Consider the following 20601-nt stretch of genomic DNA (forward strand, 5'->3'; position numbering starts at 1 on the left):
AAGCTCAAGGCCACCGGCATCGAGGTCGGGCCGATCCTGATGGGCATGGGCAACAAGGCGCATATCGTGACCCCCTCGATCACCGCGCGCGGTCTGCTGAATATGTCGGCGCTGGCGGGCACCCCGGTTGCGCATTACGGCTAAGGCGATCGGTCATGGACTGGCGGGGACGTGTCACAAATCGAGATAAATCCATTGTGATATCTCAATCTGTTACAGCGTGACAGACTCAGCTTGGGGCGTCACGCTTTAGCCAATGCGTGACGCCCCGCTGTCATGGGGGACTGGCCCGAGGCCGGTCATCGCGGTGGCTTCGCGTGATGTCATTTGGCGGAGTTCGGATCGGATAACGCTGCGATCCGTTGCCCGGCAGTGGATGTTTACATGCACGAGGGGGAGCATCGCCGCAGAATCCGGGCCAATTCCGGGAATTGATCGCAGCAGGTTTGCCCTTGCCACAAATCCCTCTGTCTGTGCCACAAGGTATTGGCGTGGCGCGAATGCTTTCTGTTGGGATGGCTGCTGCAAGGTTGGATATTTCGTGCAACTGCTTGCCATGCATATCCGAGACGGTGAAACGCGAGGCCTCGGCCTCGGCCCACCATTCGGGCCATTCGCGAAGGAAAACTTTCTTCATGAACACTTTTCAAGGGAATTCGCCTATCCCGCTGAAATAGATACACGAAAGTCAGCATTCCAGAGTGTTTCAAGCAGCGTTCCCGACGTTGCTGCGAAATATGGCAACCTCGGCTGAAACTTCTGACCATTTGCCTCCGTTGCTTCCTTACACAGCCCGGATTGGTCGGGCGGATGGAGGAGAACGAAATGACCAACCTGCTCACACGTCTTGTTGCCAGTGCCGCGATTGCGATTGCAGCGGCCCCCGCGCTTGCCAACCCCGAAGTGGGCGGCGCTGCGATGTTTGAATCCAAGAATATCGTTGAAAATGCAGTGAATTCCAAGGATCACACAACGCTGGTTGCTGCTGTCAAGGCTGCGGGCCTTGTCGATACACTGGCAAGCCCCGGCCCGTTTACTGTGTTCGCGCCGGTCAACGCCGCCTTTGCCGCACTGCCTGCCGGCACCGTGGACACGTTGTTGAAGCCGGAAAACAAGGCGATGCTGACCAAGGTGCTGACCGCGCATGTCGTTGCAGGCACGCTGACCGCCGCCAAGCTGAAAGCCTGCGCCAAGAAAAGCCGCGATGGTTTTTGCAATATGACCACGGTTTCCGGCGACGCGCTTTCGGCCAAGGTGCGCGGCAAGAACCTTTACATCTATGACGAAAGCGGGACCGCGGGCCGCGTGACGATTGCCGATGTGATGCAGTCGAACGGGGTGATCCATGTTGTGGACACGGTGCTGGTTCCGAAGTGATACGATTTCATTGATTTCGTTAGTTTTTATGATGGCCGAGGGAGGTGGGAATTGTCCCGCCTCCCTCTGCCTCAAGGACTATTCGATCAGCGTCCGGGTGATTTCGGCATATTCCAGCAAGGCCGCCTGCCCCTTCGGCGTCAGGGTATAAATCCCGCGCTCCACCCGATCAAACCAGCCATAGTGATCGTCGCGCAGTTGCGTGCCCGCGCGCCTGACCCCGGTAGCCGCCGCCACGACCGAGGCTTTGCATGGTCCCGCTTTCAACGCCCGCGCACAGCGCAGCGCATCCTGTCGATAGGAGGTCATCTTCGCGACCCCGGTGATACCCCCCGAATTCGGATCGCCGACCCTGCGCTCAAACTCCCGCAGCAGGCGCGCGGCGGGTTTGGTTTTCAGGCGCGGGGCATAGGGGCCAGGGTCAAGATGTGCCTCCACTCCGTTCTGCCCCACAGCCAGAAGTCCCAGCGACAGACGGCGACACAGCGCGATGATATCGCGGTATCGCAGCTTCCAGCCTTTGTTGGCCGGAACCGCAAGATAGACAGAATCGAACATCCCTTGCCGCACCACCCCTTGCATCACAAGGGCGAGGCTGAACGTCAGTTTCATTTCCACAACAATCGGCGGCTCATCCCGGCGCCGGGCCATGATATCGCAATCACCGATTTCGGATTTGACTTCATAGCCCTGCGACTCAAGATAGGACTTGAGCGGGGGGTATAGATCCGCCTCACGCATCGTCAGATCAACGACAGCGACGCAGGCGGATCACCACATCGACCTTTGAAATCTCGGTGCCTTCCGGCAAGTCCGGCAGGCGGGATATTTCCAACTGATCGGCGCGCGCATCGGTCAATTCAGCCGTGTCTTCCCAATAGAAATGCGGATGATCATCCATCCTTGTGTCGAAATAGCTTTTGGAGCCATCGACCACGACTTCCTGCATCAATCCCGCCTCACAAAATGCGCGCAGGGTGTTGTAAACAGTCGCGAGGCTCACACCCTCCCCGGTATCGCTGGAGGCGGCAAACAGGCTTTCGGCCGTGACATGGCGATCCTGACCGTCACCGACCAGCAAACCGGCCAAGGCCACACGCTGCCGCGTCGGGCGCAAGCCACCCGTCGCCAGCCAATCGGTGCCGCGTTTCATTGCCAGATCAAGCATCAACCATCCGCCTTGTCATCTCCATCTCATATAAGGCGGAACAGGTATGTTTTTCAACCCGATTGCACAGTGGCACCTGCTGTTGCCCGCCGTTCCACTTGCCAGCGTTTCCGTCCCGGTGTTATTGGAAGGGAAGGGAAACAAAGGGTGAGGCCATATGGCGCAGTATCCAACGAGTTTTGACAAGGACGGCTTGCTGAAATGCGCGCGGGGTGAATTGTTCGGCCCCGGTAACGCACAGCTTCCCGCGCCGCCGATGCTGATGATGGACCGGATTACCGAAGTTTCGGGTGACGGCGGTGAACACGGCAAAGGCCATATCGTGGCCGAATTCGACATTACCCCCGACCTGTGGTTTTTTGACTGCCATTTCCCCGGCAACCCGATCATGCCGGGCTGTCTTGGCCTTGATGGTTTGTGGCAGTTGACCGGCTTCAACCTTGGCTGGCGCGGCTGGCAGGGGCGCGGCTATGCGCTGGGTGTGGGTGAGGTGAAGCTGACCGGAATGGTGCGCCCTGACCGCAAGATGCTGCGCTATTTCGTCGATTTCACCAAAGCTATCCAAACCCGACGCCTGACCATGGGTGTAGCGGACGGCCGGGTTGAAGCGGATGGTGAGGTGATTTATCTGGTCAAGGACATGAAGGTCGCGCTTTCCGAAAGCTGACCCCAAACGATTTGGAATAGGGAGAGCGCCCATGCGCCGCGTCGTCATCACCGGTATCGGTATAGTATCCTCCATCGGCAACAATGCCGCCGAGGTCGAAGCCAGCCTGCGCGCCGGAAAATCCGGCATCGTTGCAGCACCCCAATATGTCGAACACGGGTTTCGCAGCCAGATCCACGGAATGCCGCAGATCGTGCTGGAGGACCACATCGACAAACGCGACCTGCGCTTCATGGGGCCGGGTGCCGCCTATAACTTCATCGCGATGGAGCAGGCGATTGCCGATGCCGGGCTTGACGCTTCGGATGTGTCGAACGAACGCTCCGGTCTGATCATGGGGTCGGGTGGACCGTCCACCTCCAACTTTTTCCAGGCCCACAACATCGTGATCGAAAAAGGCGCACCAAAGCGCATGGGGCCGTTCATGGTGACGCGCTGCATGTCCTCAACCAATTCCGCCTGTCTGGCCACACCATTCAAGATCAAGGGCGTGAATTATTCGATCACCTCGGCCTGTTCGACTTCGGCGCATTGCATCGGCAATGGCACCGAACTGATCCAGATGGGCAAGCAGGATATCGTCTTTGCCGGTGGGGGTGAGGAGTTGGACTGGACCCTTTCCTGCCTGTTTGACGCGATGGGCGCGATGAGCAGCAAGTATAACGACACCCCGGAAAAAGCCGCCCGCGCCTTTGACGCCACCCGTGACGGTTTCGTCATTGCAGGCGGCGGCGGTGTGGTGGTGCTGGAAGAACTGGGCCACGCCCTGGCGCGTGGCGCCAAGATTTACGCCGAAGTCACCGGCTACGGTGCCACGTCCGACGGGGCCGATATGGTTGCGCCATCGGGCGAAGGGGGTGAGCGGTCGATGAAACTGGCGATGTCCAGCATCCCCGAAGGTCGCAAGGTGAGTTATATCAACGCGCACGGCACTTCGACCCCTGCGGGCGATGTGACCGAGGTGAAAGCCATTCGCCGCGTGTTTGGCGAAGGCTCGGTGCCGCCAATCTCCTCCACCAAATCGCTGACCGGGCACAGCCTGGGGGCGACTGGCGTGCATGAGGCGATCTATTCCTTGCTGATGATGCAGGGCGGTTTCATCACAGCTTCCGCCAATGTCACGCAACTGGACCCGGAACTGAAGCCCGAGGAAATCGCGACCGAATACCGCGAAGTGGAACATGACAGCATCCTGTCCAATTCTTTCGGGTTCGGTGGCACCAATGCGACCTTGTTGATGAGCAAATACGCAAAATAAGTTAGGGGACTCCATGGCCGATCTGATGAAGGGCAAGCGGGGCCTTGTGATGGGCGTCGCCAATGAGCGATCCATCGCATGGGGTTGCGCCCGCGCGCTTGCGGCCGAAGGGGCGGAACTCGCCTTCACCTATCAGGGCGAGGCGTTCGGCAAACGGTTGGAACCCTTGGCGGCGAGCGTTGGCTCCAGCTTCATGGTGGATGTCGACGTGACCGATGACACTTCGCTTGATCTGGCGTTCCAGCGCATCAAGGACGAATGGGGCAGTATTGATTTTCTGATCCACGCCATCGCCTATTCCGACAAGAACGAACTCACGGGCCGGATCAGCAATACCAGCCGTGCGAACTTCAAACAATCGCTTGATATCAGTTGCTTTTCCTTCATCGACGTATCGCGCCGCGCAGCGGAACTGATGCCGAATGGTGGCTGTCTGATGACGATGACTTATGGCGGCTCCAACCGGGTGACGCCGAATTACAACGTCATGGGCGTGGCCAAAGCGGCACTGGAATCGGCGGTGCGCTATCTGGCAGCCGATCTTGGGGCACAGAAAATCAGGGTGAATGCAATCTCCCCCGGCCCGATGAAAACCCTTGCCGGGGCGGCGATTGGCGGCGCGCGGGCGACGTACCGTCACACCGAAAGCAACGCGCCTTTGCAAACCAACGCGAGCCTTGAATCTGTCGGTGGTACGGCGGTTTTCCTTGCCTCAGACTATGGGATGCACACCACGGGCGAAATTATCCGCGTCGATGGCGGCTTTCATGTTTTGGGCATGCCGAGGGCCGAGCATATCAGCTAAAATCATTTGACGTATCGGCCTTTCGCGGCGAACTTCGGGCGATGAAAGGAGGTGCCGTATGGCCCAGATGATTTTCGTCAACCTCCCGGTGTCTGACCTTGAACGCTCCAAGGCGTTCTATCAGGCGATCGGCTTTTCGCTGAACCTCAACTTTGCGGATGATACCTCGTGCTGCGTGGTCATCTCGGAACACATCTTCCTGATGATCCTGACGCACCCCCGCTTTGAGAGCTTTGCCACCCTGCCCCGCGCCGATACCCAAAAATCCACTGCAGCGCTGATCGCCCTGACACGGGACTCCCGCGCCGCTGTGGATGCGATTACGGAGGCCGCATTGGCCGCTGGCGGCACCGAACCCAAACCGTTTGACGATCACGGTTTCATGTATACCCGCACGTTCCAAGACCCGGATGGAAATGTGTTTGAGCCGTTCTGGATGGACCCAAGCGCCATTCCAAACGCCGGAAGCTGACGAAAAAGGTCCGTTGGGCAAGGGATTTGGAGCGGGTGACGGGAATCGAACCCGTGTCTCTAGCTTGGAAGGCTAGGGTCTTACCATTACACAACACCCGCGCTGACCCTCGTATAATCGCCCCGCGCGATGCGTGCAAGCGGCGCGGTGGCTAAATTCGACGCTGTTGTAGGGTTGGAAATTTACGCCTACAGCTTGGGAAACCCCGCAACGCAAAGGCCACTCCATGCCCCCGATTGACCAGATCACCGATTTTCAGGACGACTTGACCGCCATCCGCCGCGATTTTCACGCACACCCCGAGATCGGGTTCGAGGAGCATCGCACCTCTGCCCGCGTCGCTGAGTTGCTGGAAAGCTGGGGGGTGCAAGTGACCCGGCATGTCGGTAAAACCGGGGTGGTGGGCGTGCTGGACGGCACCCGCCCCGGCCGATCCATCGGCGTGCGCGCCGATATGGACGCCTTGCCGATGGAGGAGCGCACGAACCTGCCCTATGCCTCACAGAACGAAGGGGTGTTTCACGGCTGCGGCCATGATGGGCATACGACGATGCTCCTGGGGGCCGCGCGCTATCTGGCCCAAAACCGCGATTTTGCGGGGCGTGCGGTATTCATCTTCCAGCCGGCGGAGGAAGGTTTGGGCGGCGCGCGGGCGATGCTGGCGGACGGGTTGTTTGACCGATTTCCCTGCGATGAGCTTTATGGCATGCATAATTCGCCCTACAGCGCCCATTCCAACCTCTCGATCCGCCCCGGCAAGGCGCAGGCCGGGGCGAGCTTTTTTGACATAGAGATCATCGGCCAAGGCAGCCATGGCGCGATGCCGCAAGCCAGTCGTGACCCGGTGGTGATTGGCGCGGGGTTGGTGAAGGAGTTTCAGGGCATCGTTGCGCGCAACATGGACCCGACGCATCCGGCGGTGGTTTCGGTCACGCAATTTCACGCAGGCTCCGCCTATAACGTCATCCCCGAAAGCGCAGTTCTGCGCGGCACATTCCGGTTTTTTGATGATGCGGATGGCGTGTTGATTGATACCCGTATGCGGCAGATTTGCGCGGGCTTTGCACTGGCGCATGAGGTGGACATCAAACTCGACATCCGCAACATCTTCAGCGTTCTGTCGAATGATCCGGTGCGGGTGGACAACCTGATGGAGGTCGCGCGGGAAATTGTCGGTGATCAGGCGCAGCCTAACGCACCTTTGACCATGGGGTCGGAGGATATGGCCGATCTGCTGAACGTCGTTCCTGGGGCGTTTTTCAACCTTGGCCATCACGGCGATGTGCCGCTCCATAACCCCGGTTTCATCTTTGACGACACCATCCTGCCGGTCGGTGCAAGCGTGTTGGCGCGGTTGGTGGAGCGGCGCGGCGCCGCCTGAACTTCGCGAAATCGTCAGAAAACAACAACCGCGCCCGAAACCGGCGCGGTTTTTTGTTGACCGAATCGCCCTTTTGGCTACAAGTTGCAATATATGGATCATCAGTTCCATTTAACGGAACAAATTGGAGGCGCAATGTCAGTTCTGCAAAATGCCGCCTCGGTCCTGAAACTCTATTCCGACGATTGCCTTGAACTGACGGTGACCGATGTTGCCCGCCGGTTGGAACTGCCCAAAGCAAACACCTCCCGCCTGATGAAAGCGATGCGCGATGCTGGGATGCTGGCGACGATTGGCGACACGATGCGCCACCGCCCTGGCACGGTGATGCTTGATCTCGCTGCGATCTTCCGCCGTTCCTCCAATCTGATGGCGCGCGCAGGCGATGCCGTGACGGCCCTTTCGGCGCAGTTCGGCCATACCGGCTACATTTCCATCCTCGACGGGCAGGAGGTGACGGCGGTTGCCGACTTTCCCGGCACCAACGCGCTGCGCGTGGTGTCCAATATCGGCCGCCGTCTGCGGGCGCATCAAAGTGCCACCGGGCGGACCATTCTGGCACGGATGCCAGATGCGCAGGTCGCAACGCTTTATCGCGGCCACCCGTCAGCGGATGTTTTGCCCGCGCAACTGGCGCTGATCCGGCAGAACGGCTTTGCCACCTCCGCGCAGGAAAGCACGCCCGGCGTCGATGCCATCGCGATTGCGGTGGGCGACCCGGCGACGGGTGAAACCGTCAGCCTGTGTATCGTTTACCCGCATGGCCTCGTCGATGAGGCCGGTTGCACCCAGATGATTGCGGCTCTTGCCAAGGCCGCAAGCCAAATTGCGGCGGAGTTTGGCGATCCTGCCTTTGTCGCCCCCAGATTCGAACATAAGGAACGTTACGCATGACCCTTTCACAAAACCGCTGGCGCGTTGGCTTTGACATTGGTGGCACCTTCACCGATTTCGTGCTTTATGACGCCGAGAATGCCAGCGTCACGCTGCACAAGCGTCTGACAACACCGCATGACCCGTCCGAGGCAGCACTTCTGGGGCTTTCCGAACTGCTGGCGCTGCGCGACATCACCCATGCCGATGTGGCGGAGATTGTGCATGGCACCACCCTTGTCACCAATGCCATCATCGAACGCAAAGGCGCGCCGGTTGGCCTGATCACCACAGCCGGCTTTCGCGATCTGCTGGAGATGGGGACCGAGCAGCGCTATGATATCTATGATCTTTTCGTCTCATTCCCTGATCCGATGGTCAGCCGTGAATTGCGGCTGGAAGTGGCGGAGCGGATGAATGCGTCGGGGCAAGTTGTGACCCCACTCGATGAAGCCGCCGTTCTGGCAGCGGCGCAAAAACTGGTCGATGCGGGGTGTGAGGCGATTGCGATTGCTTTCCTGCATTCCTACGCGAACCCCACGCATGAACAGCGCGCGGCGGAACTTGTCCGCGCGGCGCATCCGGGCCTTTCCGTGTCGATTTCGTCCGAAGTCGTCGCGGAAATGGGGGAATATCAGCGCATCGTCACCACCTGCGCCAACGCTTTTGTGCAACCCTTGATGCACCGCTACCTGACCAAGCTGGAGCAATTCCTGCGTGGCGCGGGTTTCACCGGCCCGTTGCGGTTGATGCATTCGGCGGGGGGGCTGGTGTCACTGGAAACCGCGCGCGATTTCCCGATCCGACTGCTCGAAAGCGGTCCTGCGGGTGGCGGGCTTGCGACGGCTCTGTTTGGCGAAGCGGCGGGCCTGTCGGATGTGATTTCCTTCGATATGGGCGGCACCACCGCCAAGGCCTGTATGATCGAACATGGCCGCGCTGAAGTGGCCCCGATGATGGAAGCCGCCCGCGTTCATCGTTTCACCAGAGGGTCCGGCTTGCCGATCAAAGCCCCGGTGATCGAGATGATCGAAATTGGCGCAGGCGGTGGCTCCATCGCTGCGATTGATGAGGTCGGGCTGCTGAAAGTCGGTCCACATTCGGCAGGGTCAGACCCCGGCCCCGCCTGTTACGGAATGGGCGGGCTGGAGCCGACGGTGACGGACGCGAACCTTGCCCTTGGCTATTATGACCCCGGTTTCTTTCTTGGGGGGCGTATGTCGCTGGATCTGGAGGCTGCGAAAACTGCGATTGCACGGGTTGGCAAACCGCTTGGCCTGAGCGTGGCACAAACAGCACTTGGCATCCACAAGGTTGTCGTCGAAAGCATGGCCGCCGCTGCCCGTGTCCATTTGGTGGAGCGTGGCAAAGACCCGCGCGAATACTCGATGGTGGGCTTTGGCGGCGCAGGCCCGGCCCATGCCGTGGATGTCGCCCGCGCAATGGGCATCACGTCGGTCCTGATCCCACCCGCATCGGGTGCTGCCTCCGCCGTCGGCTTTCTTGCGGCACCCCTGTCTTTCGACGGTGTCCGTTCCCGCCGGGTGGAGCTGAAACCGGGGTTTGACGCCGATGCGATCAACAGCCTTCTGGCCGATCTGGAAGCCGAAGGCATGCACCATCTGACCCGCGCGGGGATCAGCGCCGACAAGGCGGTGATCGAGCGCACAGCCGATATGCGGTTGGTCGGGCAGATGCATGATATTTCGGTGCCGCTGCCGCTGGGCCATCTGGACGAATCCAATTTGCCCGCGATCCGCGCCGCCTTTGTGCAGGCTTATTCCGCCCGCTACGCCGAACCCTTTGCCGGTGCGCGGTTTGAGGCGGTCACTTTCCGCGTCCGCGTTGCTGGTCCGACGCCGAAACCCGCGCTGACCGGGGCGACGGGTGGCGGTGACAGTGCCAATCGGGTGAAAGGCCATCGCCAATGCTGGTTCGACGAAGGCGAGTTCAAAACCGCCGTTTATGACCGCTACGCCTTGCAATCGGGCGATGAAATCCCTGGCCCCGCGATCGTTGAGGAACGCGAGTCCACCACCGTTATCGGCCCGAATGACCATGTAACCATCGACGCCGGGTTGAACCTTTGTGTCCGCGTCGGTGCAGTTGTTGCGGCGGATGAATTGATCACCCCCGACATGACCCGCGCACAAGCCGTTGCGCGGATTGAAGGCGACCCGATTGGCCTTGAAATCATGTGGTCGCGCCTTGTCAACGTGGTGGAGGAAATGTGGCTGACTGTCTGCCGCACCGCCTTTTCGCTGGTCATCGCCGAGGCGCAGGATTTTGCTTGTGAACTGCTGGACAAAGACGGCGAAACGCTGGCCCATAGCCCCCGCGCGATGCCGGTTTTTAACCTGACGCTGCCGCGCGCGGTCAAGGCGCTGCTGGCGGCTTACCCTGCCGAAACGCTGAAACCCGGTGACGTGTTGATCACCAATGACCCTTGGCTTTGCGCCGGGCATCTGTTCGACATTGCCATTGTCACCCCCGCTTTCCGCGATGGCAAACTGGTGGGCCTGATGGGCACGGTCGGCCATGTGTCGGACATCGGCGGCACCAAGGACAGCCTGCATGCGCGCGAGATTTACGAGGAAGGCCTGCAAATCCCGCCGATGAAAATCTTTGAGGCGGGCAAGGTCAACGAAACGCTTGTCCGGATGATCCAGCAGAACGTCCGCAACGGCGAGCAGGTCTTGGGCGATATCTATTCCTTCGTCGCCGCCAACGCTTTGGGGGCGGAACGGCTGGAGGCGTTCATGCGCGATTACGGCCTGCATGATCTTGGCGCGCTCGCCGAAGTGGTGCAGGGCTTGTCTGAAAAGGCAATGCGTGATGCGATCCGGGCGATCCCTGATGGCGAATACCATTCGACCATCACCAACAATCCCTTGGGCGAAAAGATCGAATATCCAGTTCTGGTCAAGGTGGCTGGCGATGCGATCACGGTGGATTTCGACGGGGTGCCGCCGCAATTGCCGCAGGGTGGCTTGAACTCCACCCTCAACTATACCGCCGCCCATGCGACCTATCCGCTGAAATGTATGCTGACACCAGCGGTGCGCGGCAACGCCGGGTGCTACCGTCCGTTCACGGTAACGGCGCCGGAAGGCTCGATCCTGAACCCGACCTATCCGGCGGCGGTGAACCTGCGCACGCGGACCGGCTGGTATCTGGCACCCAATATCTTTGGGGCTTTGGCCGGGGCTGCACGCGACAAGGTGCAAAGCTTCACCGGGCTTGCGGTCGCCGCGAATATCTATGGGCAGGACCGTTCTGGGCAATTCTATTCCGACATGCTGTTTTGCGGCGGCGGCCAAGGCGGGTCTGATCGCGGTGATGGTCATTCCTCGTTGCTGTGGCCTACCTCTGCGGCGAATACCTCTATCGAGTTGATGGAAAGCCGGGTGCCGGTGCTGGTGATGGAAAAGGGTTTTGTCACCGACAGCGGCGGCGCTGGCCGGATGCGCGGCGGCCTTGCCCAGCGCATCCGCTTCCGCAAACGCGATGAGGATGGCTTGGAAATGCTGGTCTCCGTCTATCCCGAAGGTGTCAATAACCCGATCAAAGGGCTGTTCGGTGGCTTGCCGGGGCTTGGTGCAAAGGGGCGCATCGTATCCGCCACGGGCGAGGAGCTGCATGATTGCGGCACCGGGCAGCTTGTTTCCCTGTTCCGCACCGATGAGGTGGTGGAGCTGACACTTGGCGGTGGTTCCGGCTTTGGCGACCCGAGCGAACGTGATCCGGCGTCGATTGCGCGGGATCTGAAACTGGGGCTGATCACCTCTGACCATGCCGCGCATCACTACTCAAAATCTTCGGAACCGACCACAGCGCAGGCCTTCACACCCACCTATGCCTGACCGAAATTGACGGGGGGCGCGCAATGCCCCCCGCCCCCACCCAACAAGGAGAAACCGATGAAAACTTCACCGCATCTGAATCTGACCCGCCGCAGCCTGTTGGCACTGGCGGGCGTTGGCCTTGCCAGCACCGTTTTCCCGCGCGCGATGTTTGCGCAGAATACCGCTGTCATGGTCATCGCCTCCGGTCAGGATATCCCGAATTTCGACCCACACACCGCGACCGGCTATTCCGCGTCCTTCTTCATGCGCAACGTCTATGATCCCTTGGTGCGCGTTTCGGGTAACCCGCCAGAACCGGTGCCCGCCCTCGCCGCAAGCTGGGAGGCTTCTGCCGATGGCAAGGAGTACACCTTCAAGCTGAACCCGGATGCCAAGTTCCATTCCGGCGCGCCTGTCACTGCGGATGATGTGGTCTATTCCTTCCAGCGCGCGTTGCGTCTGGCGAAAGGTAACTCCTGGATGATCCGCGATATCGTGACGCCGGAAGGCGTGACGGCGGTAGACGCTGGCACCGTGAAATTCACCCTTGCCGTACCCTTTGCGCCGTTCCTGCAAGTGCTGCCATGGATTTTCATCGTGGAAAAAGCGGTGGTGGAAGCCAATCTGGGCACCGATGACGGCCAGACCTGGCTTTTGACCAACACCGCCGCTTCCGGCCCCTTCACTGTCGGGCGGTTCCAGCCCGGAACGCTTTATCAACTCGCCCGCGCGGAAACCGCCTGGCAGGCGGGTGGCGGCAACCTCGCCGGGGTGATCTGGCAGATCATCCATGAAACCGCGACCCAGCGGCTGATGATCCAGCGGGGCGAGGCGCAGATCGCCGTTGATCTGACCTCCGAGGATATGGATGCGCTGAAAGACGCCCCCGGCGTGGTCCGCGTGCTGGAGCCGGAATACCGCACCTTCTCGATCAAGATGAACACTGCTTACGGCCCGTGTTCCGACATCAACATGCGCAAGGCGATTTCCTATGCGACCAACTATCAGGCGATCATCGACGCCGCAGGCTATGCCGAGTTGATGACCGGGCCGCTGCCGAACGGGATTTTGGGCTTCAACCCCGATCTGGCGGTCTACCGCATGGATCTCGACAAGGCCAAGGAACATCTGGCGCAGACCAAGACGCCCGAAGGCGGCATCAAGCTGCGGATGGTCCATGTCTCCGGTCTTGAACAGCAACGCCGCTGGGCGCTGATCATGCTCGACAGCCTCAAGGCGTTGAACATTGATCTGGAGATCATGCCGATGAACTGGCCGGATATGGTTGCCGCCTGCAAATCGCCGGAAACCTTCCCCGATCTGTTCCCGGTTTACCAGACTGCCAACTATGGCGACCCGGACAATATCGCCTATGCCGCCTATCATTCGTCGCGCAACGGCGGCTGGCAGAACGCGGTTTACCACAACCCGGAGGTGGACGCGCTGATCGAGGCGGGCCGCTCCGAGGTCGATACCAACAAGCGCATCGAGATTTATCACAAGTTTCAAGAGGCGGTTGTCGCTGATGCACCCGATATCTTTGGCGTGCTGGAAAAACGCCGCCTTGCGATGCGCGACAATGTGAAGAACTACCATTTCACCCCCGTTGCCTCCAACGCGATTGAGGTGTTTGGCCTGTCGATGGAATAAGCGCCTTCCATCCCGATACCGGGCGGGCCAACACATTTGGCCTGCCCGGACCGACCGAATACGCCACAAAGGTCATTTCCGATGCTCCAGTTCATTCTGCGCCGCTTGTTGATGCTGATCCCGGTCATCATCGGCCTGACGATCATCATGTTCGCCATCGCGCGGCTGTTGCCCGGCGATCCGGTTGGCCTTGCTGCCGGGCCGAATGCCACGCAGGCCGAGATCGCGGCGCTGGCCGCCGAATATGGCCTCGATCAGCCGATATGGGTGCAATATTGGCACTATGTCACCGGGTTGCTGCACGGTGATCTTGGCACGTCGCTGCTGACGCGCAGACCGGTCGCCACCGATATTGCCGCCTATCTGCCCGCGACGCTGGAACTGGTTCTGGCTGCGATGGCTATTGCGATCGTGATCGGCATTCCGCTGGGGCTGGTCACCGCGGTCTGGCGCAACAAATGGCCCGATTACCTGAGCCAGATCGCCGCAATCGGCGCGATTTCGATGCCGCGGTTTTTCCTTGGCTTGCTGCTGCAACTCTGTTTTGCGATGTGGCTGATGTGGCTGCCTTTGGGTGGGCGCTTGCCGATTATCGTGATCCCGCCGCCCACGATCACCGGCTTTCTGACCATCGACAGCCTGCTTGCTGGGGAGTGGTCCACCTTTACGCTCGCCCTGCGCCACCTTGCCCTGCCCGCCATCGCAATGTCACTTTCCCCCCTGGCCACCATCATGCGGATGATGCGGTCATCGACCATCGAGGTGATGCAGCAGGATTATGTGATGACCGCCCGCGCGCTTGGCCTTGCGCCACGCCTGATCATCACCAAATACGTCGCCCGCAACGCGGTTTCGGCCACACTGACCGTTATTGGCCTCTATTTCGGCTGGCTTCTGGGCGGCACTGTGCTGGTGGAGACCGTGTTCGACTGGCCCGGCCTTGGGCTTTACGCGACAAAAGCGATTGTCAGCCAAGACATGATGCCGGTGATCGGGGTCGCCTTGGTCATCGGCTTGATGTTTGTCATCGCCAACCTGATCATCGACGTGCTTTACGGCATCATCAATCCAAAGGTGCGTTACTCATGACCGACACCCTTTCAACCGACGCTCTGACACCACCGAAATACGACAAGCTGCGCCGCGCGTTCTTTCGCTTCCGGCAAAGCAAGTTGTCGCTTTTGGGTGGGGTTCTGGTGGCGCTGGTGCTGTTCTTCACCGCCTTTGGTACGGTTCTTGCCCCCTATCCGGAGCATATTGCAGGCGGCGTTGATACCGCCAATCGCTTTATTGCGCCAACATGGGCGCACCCGTTCGGCACCAATGAACTGGGTCAGGACGTGCTGTCGCTGGTGATGGCGGGGACCACGGTTTCGGTACTGGCGGGGTTTGGCGTCGTTATGATCGGCTCCATCATCGGCACCATTGTCGGGGCGGTCGCAGGCTTTGCCGGTGGCTGGGTCGATGAGGTGCTGATGCGCCTGACCGACCTGACGCTGACCATTCCCGGTTTGATTTTGGCGATGGCGATTGCCGCCGCCCTAGGGCCGGGGTTCGGCAATATGGTCATCGCGATTTCGCTGTCGTGGTGGCCCGGTTATGCCCGGCTTGTGCGCGGCGAAGTTCTGGCCGCGCGCGAAGAAGTCTATGTCACCGCCGCCCGCGCCATCGGTGCCACGCCGCAACGCATCCTGTTCCGGCACATCCTGCCGAACACCGTCTCCCCGATCATCGTGAAAATGTCGCTGGATATGGGTTTTGCCATTCTGACCGTGGCTGGCCTTGGTTTCATCGGCATCGGTGTGCGGCCGCCGACGCCGGAATGGGGCACGCTGCTGTCCATCTCCCGCTCTTACATGCCGGATTATTGGTGGACGGCGATGGCCCCCGGCATGGCGATGTTTGTGGCCGTGTTCGGCTTCAACCTGCTGGGCGACGGCTTGCGCGATGTCCTTGACCCGAAAGCGAGGCGCTGATGACCGCTCTTCTGGAAATCCGCGATCTGCACCTGAGTATGTCCAGCTATGAAGGCAGCGCCGATGTCCTCAACGGGATCAACCTGACGGTGAACCGGGGGGAAATCTGGGGGCTGGTCGGTGAAAGCGGCTGTGGCAAATCACTGACCGGACTTTCGGTGTCGCGTCTGGCACCCTCGCCACCCGCGCATTATTCCAAAGGGCAAATCCTGCTGGAGGGGCGCGACCTGTTGCCCCTGACACAACGCGAAATGCAAAAGCTGCGAGGCAAGCGGATCGGGATGATCTTTCAAGACCCGACCACCAACCTGAACCCCGCGTTTCGGATTGGTGAGCAGTTGACCGATGTGGCGCTTGCCGCCGCCGCCCAAGATGACACCATCCTTGATTGCCCAGCCCATTCCAGCAACCGCACCCGTCGCGCCGCCGCATGGAGCCTTGCCGTAGAGATGCTGGAAAAGGTGGGCATCCCGAACGCCCAATCCCGCCTTGCCAGCTATCCGCATGAATTTTCCGGCGGGATGCGCCAGCGGGTTTTGATCGCGATGGCGATGATCGGGCGACCTGATCTGTTGATCGCGGATGAGCCGACGACCGCGCTTGATGTCTCGGTGCAAGCGCAAATCCTGAAACAGATCAAGGCGAATGTGGCGGAATATGACATGGGCGTGGTGCTGATCACCCATAACCTTGGCGTGGTGGCGCAAACGTGTAGCCATGTCGCGGTGATGTATGCGGGCAATATCGTCGAAAATGGCCCGGTCGCGGCCGTGATCGGCAACCCGGTGCATCCCTACACCCGCGCTTTGCTTTCCGCGATCCCGACCAAAGACACCAAGCGGGGCGCGCTGAAAGGGCTGGCGGGGGCGGTGCCGAACCTGATCAACCCACCGCCCGGTTGCCGGTTTGCGCCGCGCTGCGCCTTTGCCCAACCCGCCTGCACCAAGGCCACACCACCACCCGAAACCGTTGGGCCGAACCACAGCGCCGCCTGTATCCGCGCCGCTGAAATGGAGGCGTTGATTCATGCCTGATACAACCCCGATGCTGGAAATCGAAAATGTCAGCAAAATCTATCCCGGCAGGCGTGGCATGTTCGGCAGTTCCGCCGCCGTTCATGCCCTGACCGATGTTTCGCTTGCGGTGAAGCGCGGTGAAAGTTTCGGGCTTGTAGGCGAAAGCGGGTCGGGCAAAACCACGATGACCCGTTCCATCCTGCAACTGGAAACGCCAAGCGCCGGGGTCATTCGCTTTATGGGCAAGGATATGGCGCAGCTTTCCGCGGTGGAAATGCGTCGCTTGCGCGCGAAAATCCAGATCGTGTTCCAGGATCCCTATGCCTCGCTCAACCCGCGCATGTCGGTGCATGACATTGTGACCGAGCCGATGCTGATCCATGTTGAAACCCTTGGCCTCAACGCGCGCCAGCGTACCGACCGCGCGGCGGAACTTCTGTCACTCGTCGGCCTTGGCCCGCAATATCTGCGCCGCTACCCGCATGAATTTTCCGGCGGTCAGCGCCAGCGCATCTGCATCGCGCGCGCTTTGGCGTCCGGCCCCGAACTGCTGCTGCTGGATGAACCGACCTCGGCGCTGGATGTGTCGGTACAAGCGCAGGTGTTGAACCTGCTGTTTGAGCTACAGGATAAACTTGGGCTGACCTACTTCTTCATCAGCCATGATCTGGCGGTGGTGCGCTACCTTTGTGATCGCGTGGCACTGATCTATCACGGCAAGATTGTGGAGCAGGGCAGCAGCGATGAAATCTTTGACAACCCGAAAGGCGATTATGCCCGAATGCTGATCGGGGCGATGCCCGAAGTGCGGGTTTATGCCGAATGACAAAGGCCGCACCGTTTGGCGCGGCCTTTCCCGTCTTTGTCATCAGCGGGTTTCACAGTAGATCATTCACCAATCTTCTTGACCCTGCCTTCAACCGCTGAGGTCACGCCGCCCATCTTGACAATGTAATCAATCACATCATTGGCCATCAGATTGCCGTTGCCTGCGTTGATCAACACCTCACCGCCACCAAGTGAGGTGAACCCGTCACCGCCGCCCAGGATGTAGTCATTCGCCGCGACCTTATAGAGCTTGTCGGGATCGAGCGGTTGCCCACCCACCAACGCCTCGGTAATCCGCGACCCGGCCGGCGCACTTGGATCGAACACAATGGACGCGCCCGAAAGTTGCAGGAAGCGGCCTGCGCCATCCTCGTACTGGCTAACGCCATTCTCAAACGCCGCCAAAAGCTGCGAACCGGGGATAACGGTCAACACCGTGACGTTGCCAAAGGGAAGTTCCGTCAGGATATCGCGCCGCGTCAGGGTGCGGCCCGCGTCATAGGTGGTATCGCCGCGCACGCCGCCACCGTTCACCAAGGCTACATCCGCGCCGGTCGCATCCCGGATCGCATCGGCAATCAGGTTGCCCATCGCCGATTCTTCCCCCCGGATCACGTTGCGGCGGGAATCGAGCGAGCCTTGGGTCTTGCCGATCTCCACGTTCAGGCTGTCATCCAGCTTTTTCTTCAACGCATCCACCATGGTTTGCGTCTCCGGGTCCGGGGTGACGTTGGCGGTGTCGATAAAGCGGAAATTCGGTGTCCAGCTTACCTTGCGCTTGCCGTCCTTCTCACTCACGTCAACCATCAGATCGACCGGCGACAGGAACCGCGCATCAATCGAGGTTTCGACATAGGCGGTGATGCCATCATAAGACGTGCCGTAGCTGTGGTCATCGCCCGACAGGATCAGATCGAACGCCTTGGACGCAATCAACAACTGGTCATTCGGGATGTTGGTCTGCACCACCCCCACCACCAGATCGGCCCCATCCTTGCGCGCCTGCTTCGCCGCCTCAATCCCCATATCCACCGTCGGCCCGAACTTCAGATCACCCGTCGACGCCACAGTAGGCGAGGTATCCTGCGCCACCGGGATCAGCGCCACTTTAACGCCCGCCACCTCTTTCACCAACACACCACCCACCCCCGGCAAGGCAGAGCCATCGGCCTGCGTGATGTTGATCGCGGCCCAAGGGTATTTTGACACCGCCACCTTGTCGTAAAAATTCTCCGGCCCGAAATCGAATTCGTGATTACCCGGAACCGCCAAATCAAACGGCACAAGATTGGTCAGATCAACCGTGTTCTGCCCCTTGTCGAACCCCGACAGGATCGACGGCGACAGCATATCGCCGTCAAAGACGTAAATCGTATTCGGGTTCGCCGCACGCTCCGCACGCGCCACCGCGTTCAGCCGCGCAAAACCGCCGCGCCCGTGGTTCTCGTCAAAATTATAGACATCGCCAACGCCCAGAAACGTCAGCTTGACGGTATCGGCCAGCGCCATGCCATGCGGCACAGCAATCAGCGCCGTCGCCCCCAACAGAACCGCAGAGGCGGTTTTCGAAAACAGTGTCATCTTGGGACTCCCCCTTGTTTTGATCCCTGCATCATCACAATGCCAGTGCGTTCTGTCAAAGCCCTTCCTGTATTTCCCGCTCAACAACCTGCCCGCGAATAGCGCACAAGCCATTGACGCAATTTTTGCCGCAGTGCATGAACATGACCATGTTGATCTTCAAAATCTTCCGCCGCCCCGAATGGAATCACCTGCGCGATGCGGGCGAAACCCTTGGCGCACCGATTGATCGGGCCGATGGCTATATCCACTTCTCCACCGCCGCACAGGTGGCCGAAACCGCGGCAAAGCATTTCACGGACATTTCAGACCTTGTTCTGGTCGCGGTTACGGTTGAGGCACTTGGGCCTGACCTGAAATGGGAAGCCTCGCGCGGTGGCGCGTTGTTCCCGCATCTTTATCGCGCGATGCGGATGGGCGATGTCGTCTGGGACAAGGCGCTGCCGCTCGGTGCCACCGGTCATATCTTCCCCGAAGCGCATATGTTCCCCGAGGCGAAAGCGTGAGGATGAGCGAACGTGCCGCGCTGGCCGCGCTGCACTGCCTGGACCCGGAGCGCGCGCATGGGCTGTCGCTGATGGCGCTGCGCCTCGGCCTGACGCCTGCGCCCGGCCCGTTCACCAACCCGCGCCTCGCAACAGAGCTTTCAGGGATGAGATTGCCAAACCCCATCGGCCTCGCTGCAGGCTTTGACAAAAACGCCCAATGCCTGCCCGCGCTGATGCGCTCTGGTTTCGGCTGGCTGGAGGTGGGGGCCGCAACGCCGCACCCGCAACCCGGCAACCCCAAACCACGCCTGTTCCGCCTGACCGAGGATCGCGCCGCCATCAACCGCTTTGGTTTCAACAATCACGGAATGACAGCGATCGGCGAACGTCTCGCCACGCGACCCCAGGGCGTGCCCGTCGGCCTGAACCTAGGCGCCAACAAAACCTCCACCGACCGCGCCGCTGATTTCTCCGACGTGCTGGCGCAGTGCGGCCCCTATGTCGATTTCGCAACCGTCAATGTCTCTTCCCCCAACACCGAAAAGCTGCGCGATCTGCAAGGGGCAGTGGCGTTGCGTGGCCTGCTGACAGGCGTGATGGAGATACGCAACACCCTGCCGAATCCGATCCCGATTTTCCTCAAGATCGCCCCGGACCTGACCCCGGATGACCTCGCGCAGATCGCCGAAGTTGCCGTCAGCGCTGGCCTTTCCGGCATTATAGCCACCAATACAACGCTGGCGCGCGACGGCTTGCAAAGTCCGCATGCTGCACAAACCGGCGGCCTTTCCGGCGCGCCCCTGTTTGAAAAATCCACCCGGATCCTCGCCCGGCTCTCGGCTTTGACCGATGGCAAAATCCCGCTGATCGGCGTCGGCGGCATCAGCACAGCCGATCAGGCCTATGCAAAGATCCGCGCCGGGGCGTCAGCGGTGCAACTCTATACCGCGATGGTTTACCACGGCCTCCGCATCGCCACTGACATCGCGAAAGATCTCGACGCCCTGCTGCAACGCGACGGTTATGCCACGCTCAACGACGCGGTGGGAACCCGACGCAGTGGTTGGCTCTGAAACATCGTCAATTCGTCAAGCATGACATCTCGTACCCGCTCCCAGGGCCGACCCCTGAATTCTGACCTGTCTGGCGAAACCAGGCGGCAAACCCCTCACGCCCTCCTGCCGCGTCTTCTCTGAAAAAATATCCTCCGGGGGTG

At 60.3% G+C, this 20601-nt stretch carries 18 protein-coding genes and 1 tRNA gene; 15 read left to right on the forward strand and 4 right to left on the reverse strand.

Going from position 1 to position 20601, the window contains the following annotated elements; all coding sequences use genetic code 11:
• Positions 1 to 825 precede the first annotated feature (825 nt).
• Positions 826 to 1377 carry a fasciclin domain-containing protein gene (locus tag L0H65_RS02065; protein WP_301457103.1) on the forward strand — a complete coding sequence of 184 codons (552 nt, stop codon included), beginning with the start codon at positions 826 to 828 and terminating at the stop codon, positions 1375 to 1377.
• Between the two features lie 78 nt (positions 1378 to 1455).
• On the opposite strand, the gene L0H65_RS02070 is transcribed toward L0H65_RS02065, so the two are convergent.
• Together L0H65_RS02070 and irr are read right to left on the reverse strand one after the other, a co-directional pair.
• Positions 1456 to 2118 (reverse strand): DUF2161 domain-containing phosphodiesterase, encoded by a 663-nt coding sequence (locus tag L0H65_RS02070; protein WP_301457104.1) that lies wholly within the window; start codon positions 2116 to 2118, stop codon positions 1456 to 1458.
• A gap of 7 nt (positions 2119 to 2125) precedes the next feature.
• Positions 2126 to 2545, reverse strand: coding sequence for a Fur family transcriptional regulator Irr (irr, locus tag L0H65_RS02075; protein WP_301457105.1), 420 nt, complete (start codon positions 2543 to 2545; stop codon positions 2126 to 2128).
• A gap of 157 nt (positions 2546 to 2702) precedes the next feature.
• Here irr and fabA point away from each other — a divergent pair, with 157 nt between their 5' ends.
• The 4 genes from fabA to L0H65_RS02095 are packed head-to-tail and all read left to right on the forward strand — an operon-like array spanning position 2703 to position 5747.
• Positions 2703 to 3212, forward strand: a complete 510-nt coding sequence (gene fabA / locus L0H65_RS02080) for a bifunctional 3-hydroxydecanoyl-ACP dehydratase/trans-2-decenoyl-ACP isomerase (protein ID WP_301457106.1) — start codon at positions 2703 to 2705, stop codon at positions 3210 to 3212.
• A 31-nt stretch (positions 3213 to 3243) separates the two neighbouring features.
• Positions 3244 to 4470: a beta-ketoacyl-ACP synthase I gene (gene fabB, locus L0H65_RS02085; protein WP_301457107.1), complete on the forward strand. Its 1227-nt coding sequence runs from the start codon at positions 3244 to 3246 to the stop codon at positions 4468 to 4470.
• A 13-nt stretch (positions 4471 to 4483) separates the two neighbouring features.
• Positions 4484 to 5275 (forward strand): enoyl-ACP reductase, encoded by a 792-nt coding sequence (locus tag L0H65_RS02090; RefSeq protein ID WP_301457108.1) that lies wholly within the window; start codon positions 4484 to 4486, stop codon positions 5273 to 5275.
• A gap of 58 nt (positions 5276 to 5333) precedes the next feature.
• Positions 5334 to 5747 (forward strand): VOC family protein, encoded by a 414-nt coding sequence (locus L0H65_RS02095; protein ID WP_301457109.1) that lies wholly within the window; start codon positions 5334 to 5336, stop codon positions 5745 to 5747.
• 27 nt (positions 5748 to 5774) lie between these two features.
• On the opposite strand, the gene L0H65_RS02100 is transcribed toward L0H65_RS02095, so the two are convergent.
• Positions 5775 to 5848, reverse strand: a tRNA-Gly gene (locus L0H65_RS02100).
• A 125-nt stretch (positions 5849 to 5973) separates the two neighbouring features.
• On the opposite strand from L0H65_RS02100, the gene L0H65_RS02105 reads away from it, so the two are divergent.
• From L0H65_RS02105 to L0H65_RS02140, 8 genes are all read left to right on the forward strand, one after another.
• Complete coding sequence (locus tag L0H65_RS02105; protein ID WP_301457110.1) at positions 5974 to 7128, forward strand: M20 aminoacylase family protein; 1155 nt, start codon at positions 5974 to 5976, stop codon at positions 7126 to 7128.
• A gap of 135 nt (positions 7129 to 7263) precedes the next feature.
• Positions 7264 to 8022 carry an IclR family transcriptional regulator gene (locus L0H65_RS02110; RefSeq protein WP_301457111.1) on the forward strand — a complete coding sequence of 253 codons (759 nt, stop codon included), beginning with the start codon at positions 7264 to 7266 and terminating at the stop codon, positions 8020 to 8022.
• Positions 8019 to 11864, forward strand: coding sequence for a hydantoinase B/oxoprolinase family protein (locus tag L0H65_RS02115; protein WP_301457112.1), 3846 nt, complete (start codon positions 8019 to 8021; stop codon positions 11862 to 11864). Before L0H65_RS02110 ends, L0H65_RS02115 begins: the two co-directional genes overlap by 4 nt.
• Positions 11865 to 11921: 57 nt before the next feature.
• Entirely contained in the window at positions 11922 to 13496 is a 1575-nt protein-coding gene (locus L0H65_RS02120; protein ID WP_301457113.1) for an ABC transporter substrate-binding protein, read from the forward strand.
• An 81-nt stretch (positions 13497 to 13577) separates the two neighbouring features.
• Entirely contained in the window at positions 13578 to 14585 is a 1008-nt protein-coding gene (locus L0H65_RS02125; RefSeq protein WP_301457114.1) for an ABC transporter permease, read from the forward strand.
• On the forward strand, positions 14582 to 15472 hold the full coding sequence (locus L0H65_RS02130; RefSeq protein ID WP_301457115.1) for an ABC transporter permease: 891 nt from the start codon (positions 14582 to 14584) through the stop codon (positions 15470 to 15472). Before L0H65_RS02125 ends, L0H65_RS02130 begins: the two co-directional genes overlap by 4 nt.
• Entirely contained in the window at positions 15472 to 16506 is a 1035-nt protein-coding gene (locus tag L0H65_RS02135; RefSeq protein WP_301457116.1) for an ABC transporter ATP-binding protein, read from the forward strand. Before L0H65_RS02130 ends, L0H65_RS02135 begins: the two co-directional genes overlap by 1 nt.
• Positions 16499 to 17314: an ATP-binding cassette domain-containing protein gene (locus tag L0H65_RS02140; RefSeq protein WP_301457117.1), complete on the forward strand. Its 816-nt coding sequence runs from the start codon at positions 16499 to 16501 to the stop codon at positions 17312 to 17314. The genes L0H65_RS02135 and L0H65_RS02140 overlap by 8 nt, the downstream gene beginning before the upstream one ends.
• 62 nt (positions 17315 to 17376) lie before the next feature.
• Here the strand turns inward: L0H65_RS02140 and L0H65_RS02145 are convergent, their stop codons facing one another.
• A complete protein-coding gene (locus tag L0H65_RS02145) occupies positions 17377 to 18897 on the reverse strand; it encodes a bifunctional UDP-sugar hydrolase/5'-nucleotidase (protein ID WP_301457118.1) in 1521 nt (506 codons plus the stop codon).
• A gap of 149 nt (positions 18898 to 19046) precedes the next feature.
• On the opposite strand from L0H65_RS02145, the gene L0H65_RS02150 reads away from it, so the two are divergent.
• Positions 19047 to 19403 carry a DUF952 domain-containing protein gene (locus tag L0H65_RS02150; RefSeq protein WP_301457119.1) on the forward strand — a complete coding sequence of 119 codons (357 nt, stop codon included), beginning with the start codon at positions 19047 to 19049 and terminating at the stop codon, positions 19401 to 19403.
• Entirely contained in the window at positions 19400 to 20458 is a 1059-nt protein-coding gene (locus tag L0H65_RS02155; RefSeq protein WP_301457120.1) for a quinone-dependent dihydroorotate dehydrogenase, read from the forward strand. The genes L0H65_RS02150 and L0H65_RS02155 overlap by 4 nt, the downstream gene beginning before the upstream one ends.
• Positions 20459 to 20601: the final 143 nt, after the last annotated feature.

This window comes from Pseudorhodobacter sp. (assembly GCF_030452865.1).
In the GTDB taxonomy this organism is placed as follows: Bacteria; Pseudomonadota; Alphaproteobacteria; order Rhodobacterales; family Rhodobacteraceae; genus Pseudorhodobacter.

What these genes read in the sequence shown, in the direction of transcription:
- L0H65_RS02110 (WP_301457111.1), top strand. Translation starts at nt 7,264, where the DNA reads ATGTCAGTTCTGCAAAATGCCGCCTCGGTCCTGAAACTCTATTCCGAC.
- L0H65_RS02065 (WP_301457103.1), top strand. Translation starts at nt 826, where the DNA reads ATGACCAACCTGCTCACACGTCTTGTTGCCAGTGCCGCGATTGCGATT.
- L0H65_RS02120 (WP_301457113.1), top strand. Translation starts at nt 11,922, where the DNA reads ATGAAAACTTCACCGCATCTGAATCTGACCCGCCGCAGCCTGTTGGCA.
- L0H65_RS02140 (WP_301457117.1), top strand. Translation starts at nt 16,499, where the DNA reads ATGCCTGATACAACCCCGATGCTGGAAATCGAAAATGTCAGCAAAATC.
- L0H65_RS02105 (WP_301457110.1), top strand. Translation starts at nt 5,974, where the DNA reads ATGCCCCCGATTGACCAGATCACCGATTTTCAGGACGACTTGACCGCC.
- L0H65_RS02145 (WP_301457118.1), bottom strand. Translation starts at nt 18,897, where the DNA reads ATGACACTGTTTTCGAAAACCGCCTCTGCGGTTCTGTTGGGGGCGACG.
- fabB (WP_301457107.1), top strand. Translation starts at nt 3,244, where the DNA reads ATGCGCCGCGTCGTCATCACCGGTATCGGTATAGTATCCTCCATCGGC.
- L0H65_RS02070 (WP_301457104.1), bottom strand. Translation starts at nt 2,118, where the DNA reads ATGCGTGAGGCGGATCTATACCCCCCGCTCAAGTCCTATCTTGAGTCG.
- L0H65_RS02115 (WP_301457112.1), top strand. Translation starts at nt 8,019, where the DNA reads ATGACCCTTTCACAAAACCGCTGGCGCGTTGGCTTTGACATTGGTGGC.
- L0H65_RS02135 (WP_301457116.1), top strand. Translation starts at nt 15,472, where the DNA reads ATGACCGCTCTTCTGGAAATCCGCGATCTGCACCTGAGTATGTCCAGC.
- L0H65_RS02130 (WP_301457115.1), top strand. Translation starts at nt 14,582, where the DNA reads ATGACCGACACCCTTTCAACCGACGCTCTGACACCACCGAAATACGAC.
- irr (WP_301457105.1), bottom strand. Translation starts at nt 2,545, where the DNA reads ATGCTTGATCTGGCAATGAAACGCGGCACCGATTGGCTGGCGACGGGT.
- L0H65_RS02090 (WP_301457108.1), top strand. Translation starts at nt 4,484, where the DNA reads ATGGCCGATCTGATGAAGGGCAAGCGGGGCCTTGTGATGGGCGTCGCC.
- L0H65_RS02095 (WP_301457109.1), top strand. Translation starts at nt 5,334, where the DNA reads ATGGCCCAGATGATTTTCGTCAACCTCCCGGTGTCTGACCTTGAACGC.
- L0H65_RS02125 (WP_301457114.1), top strand. Translation starts at nt 13,578, where the DNA reads ATGCTCCAGTTCATTCTGCGCCGCTTGTTGATGCTGATCCCGGTCATC.
- fabA (WP_301457106.1), top strand. Translation starts at nt 2,703, where the DNA reads ATGGCGCAGTATCCAACGAGTTTTGACAAGGACGGCTTGCTGAAATGC.
- L0H65_RS02150 (WP_301457119.1), top strand. Translation starts at nt 19,047, where the DNA reads ATGTTGATCTTCAAAATCTTCCGCCGCCCCGAATGGAATCACCTGCGC.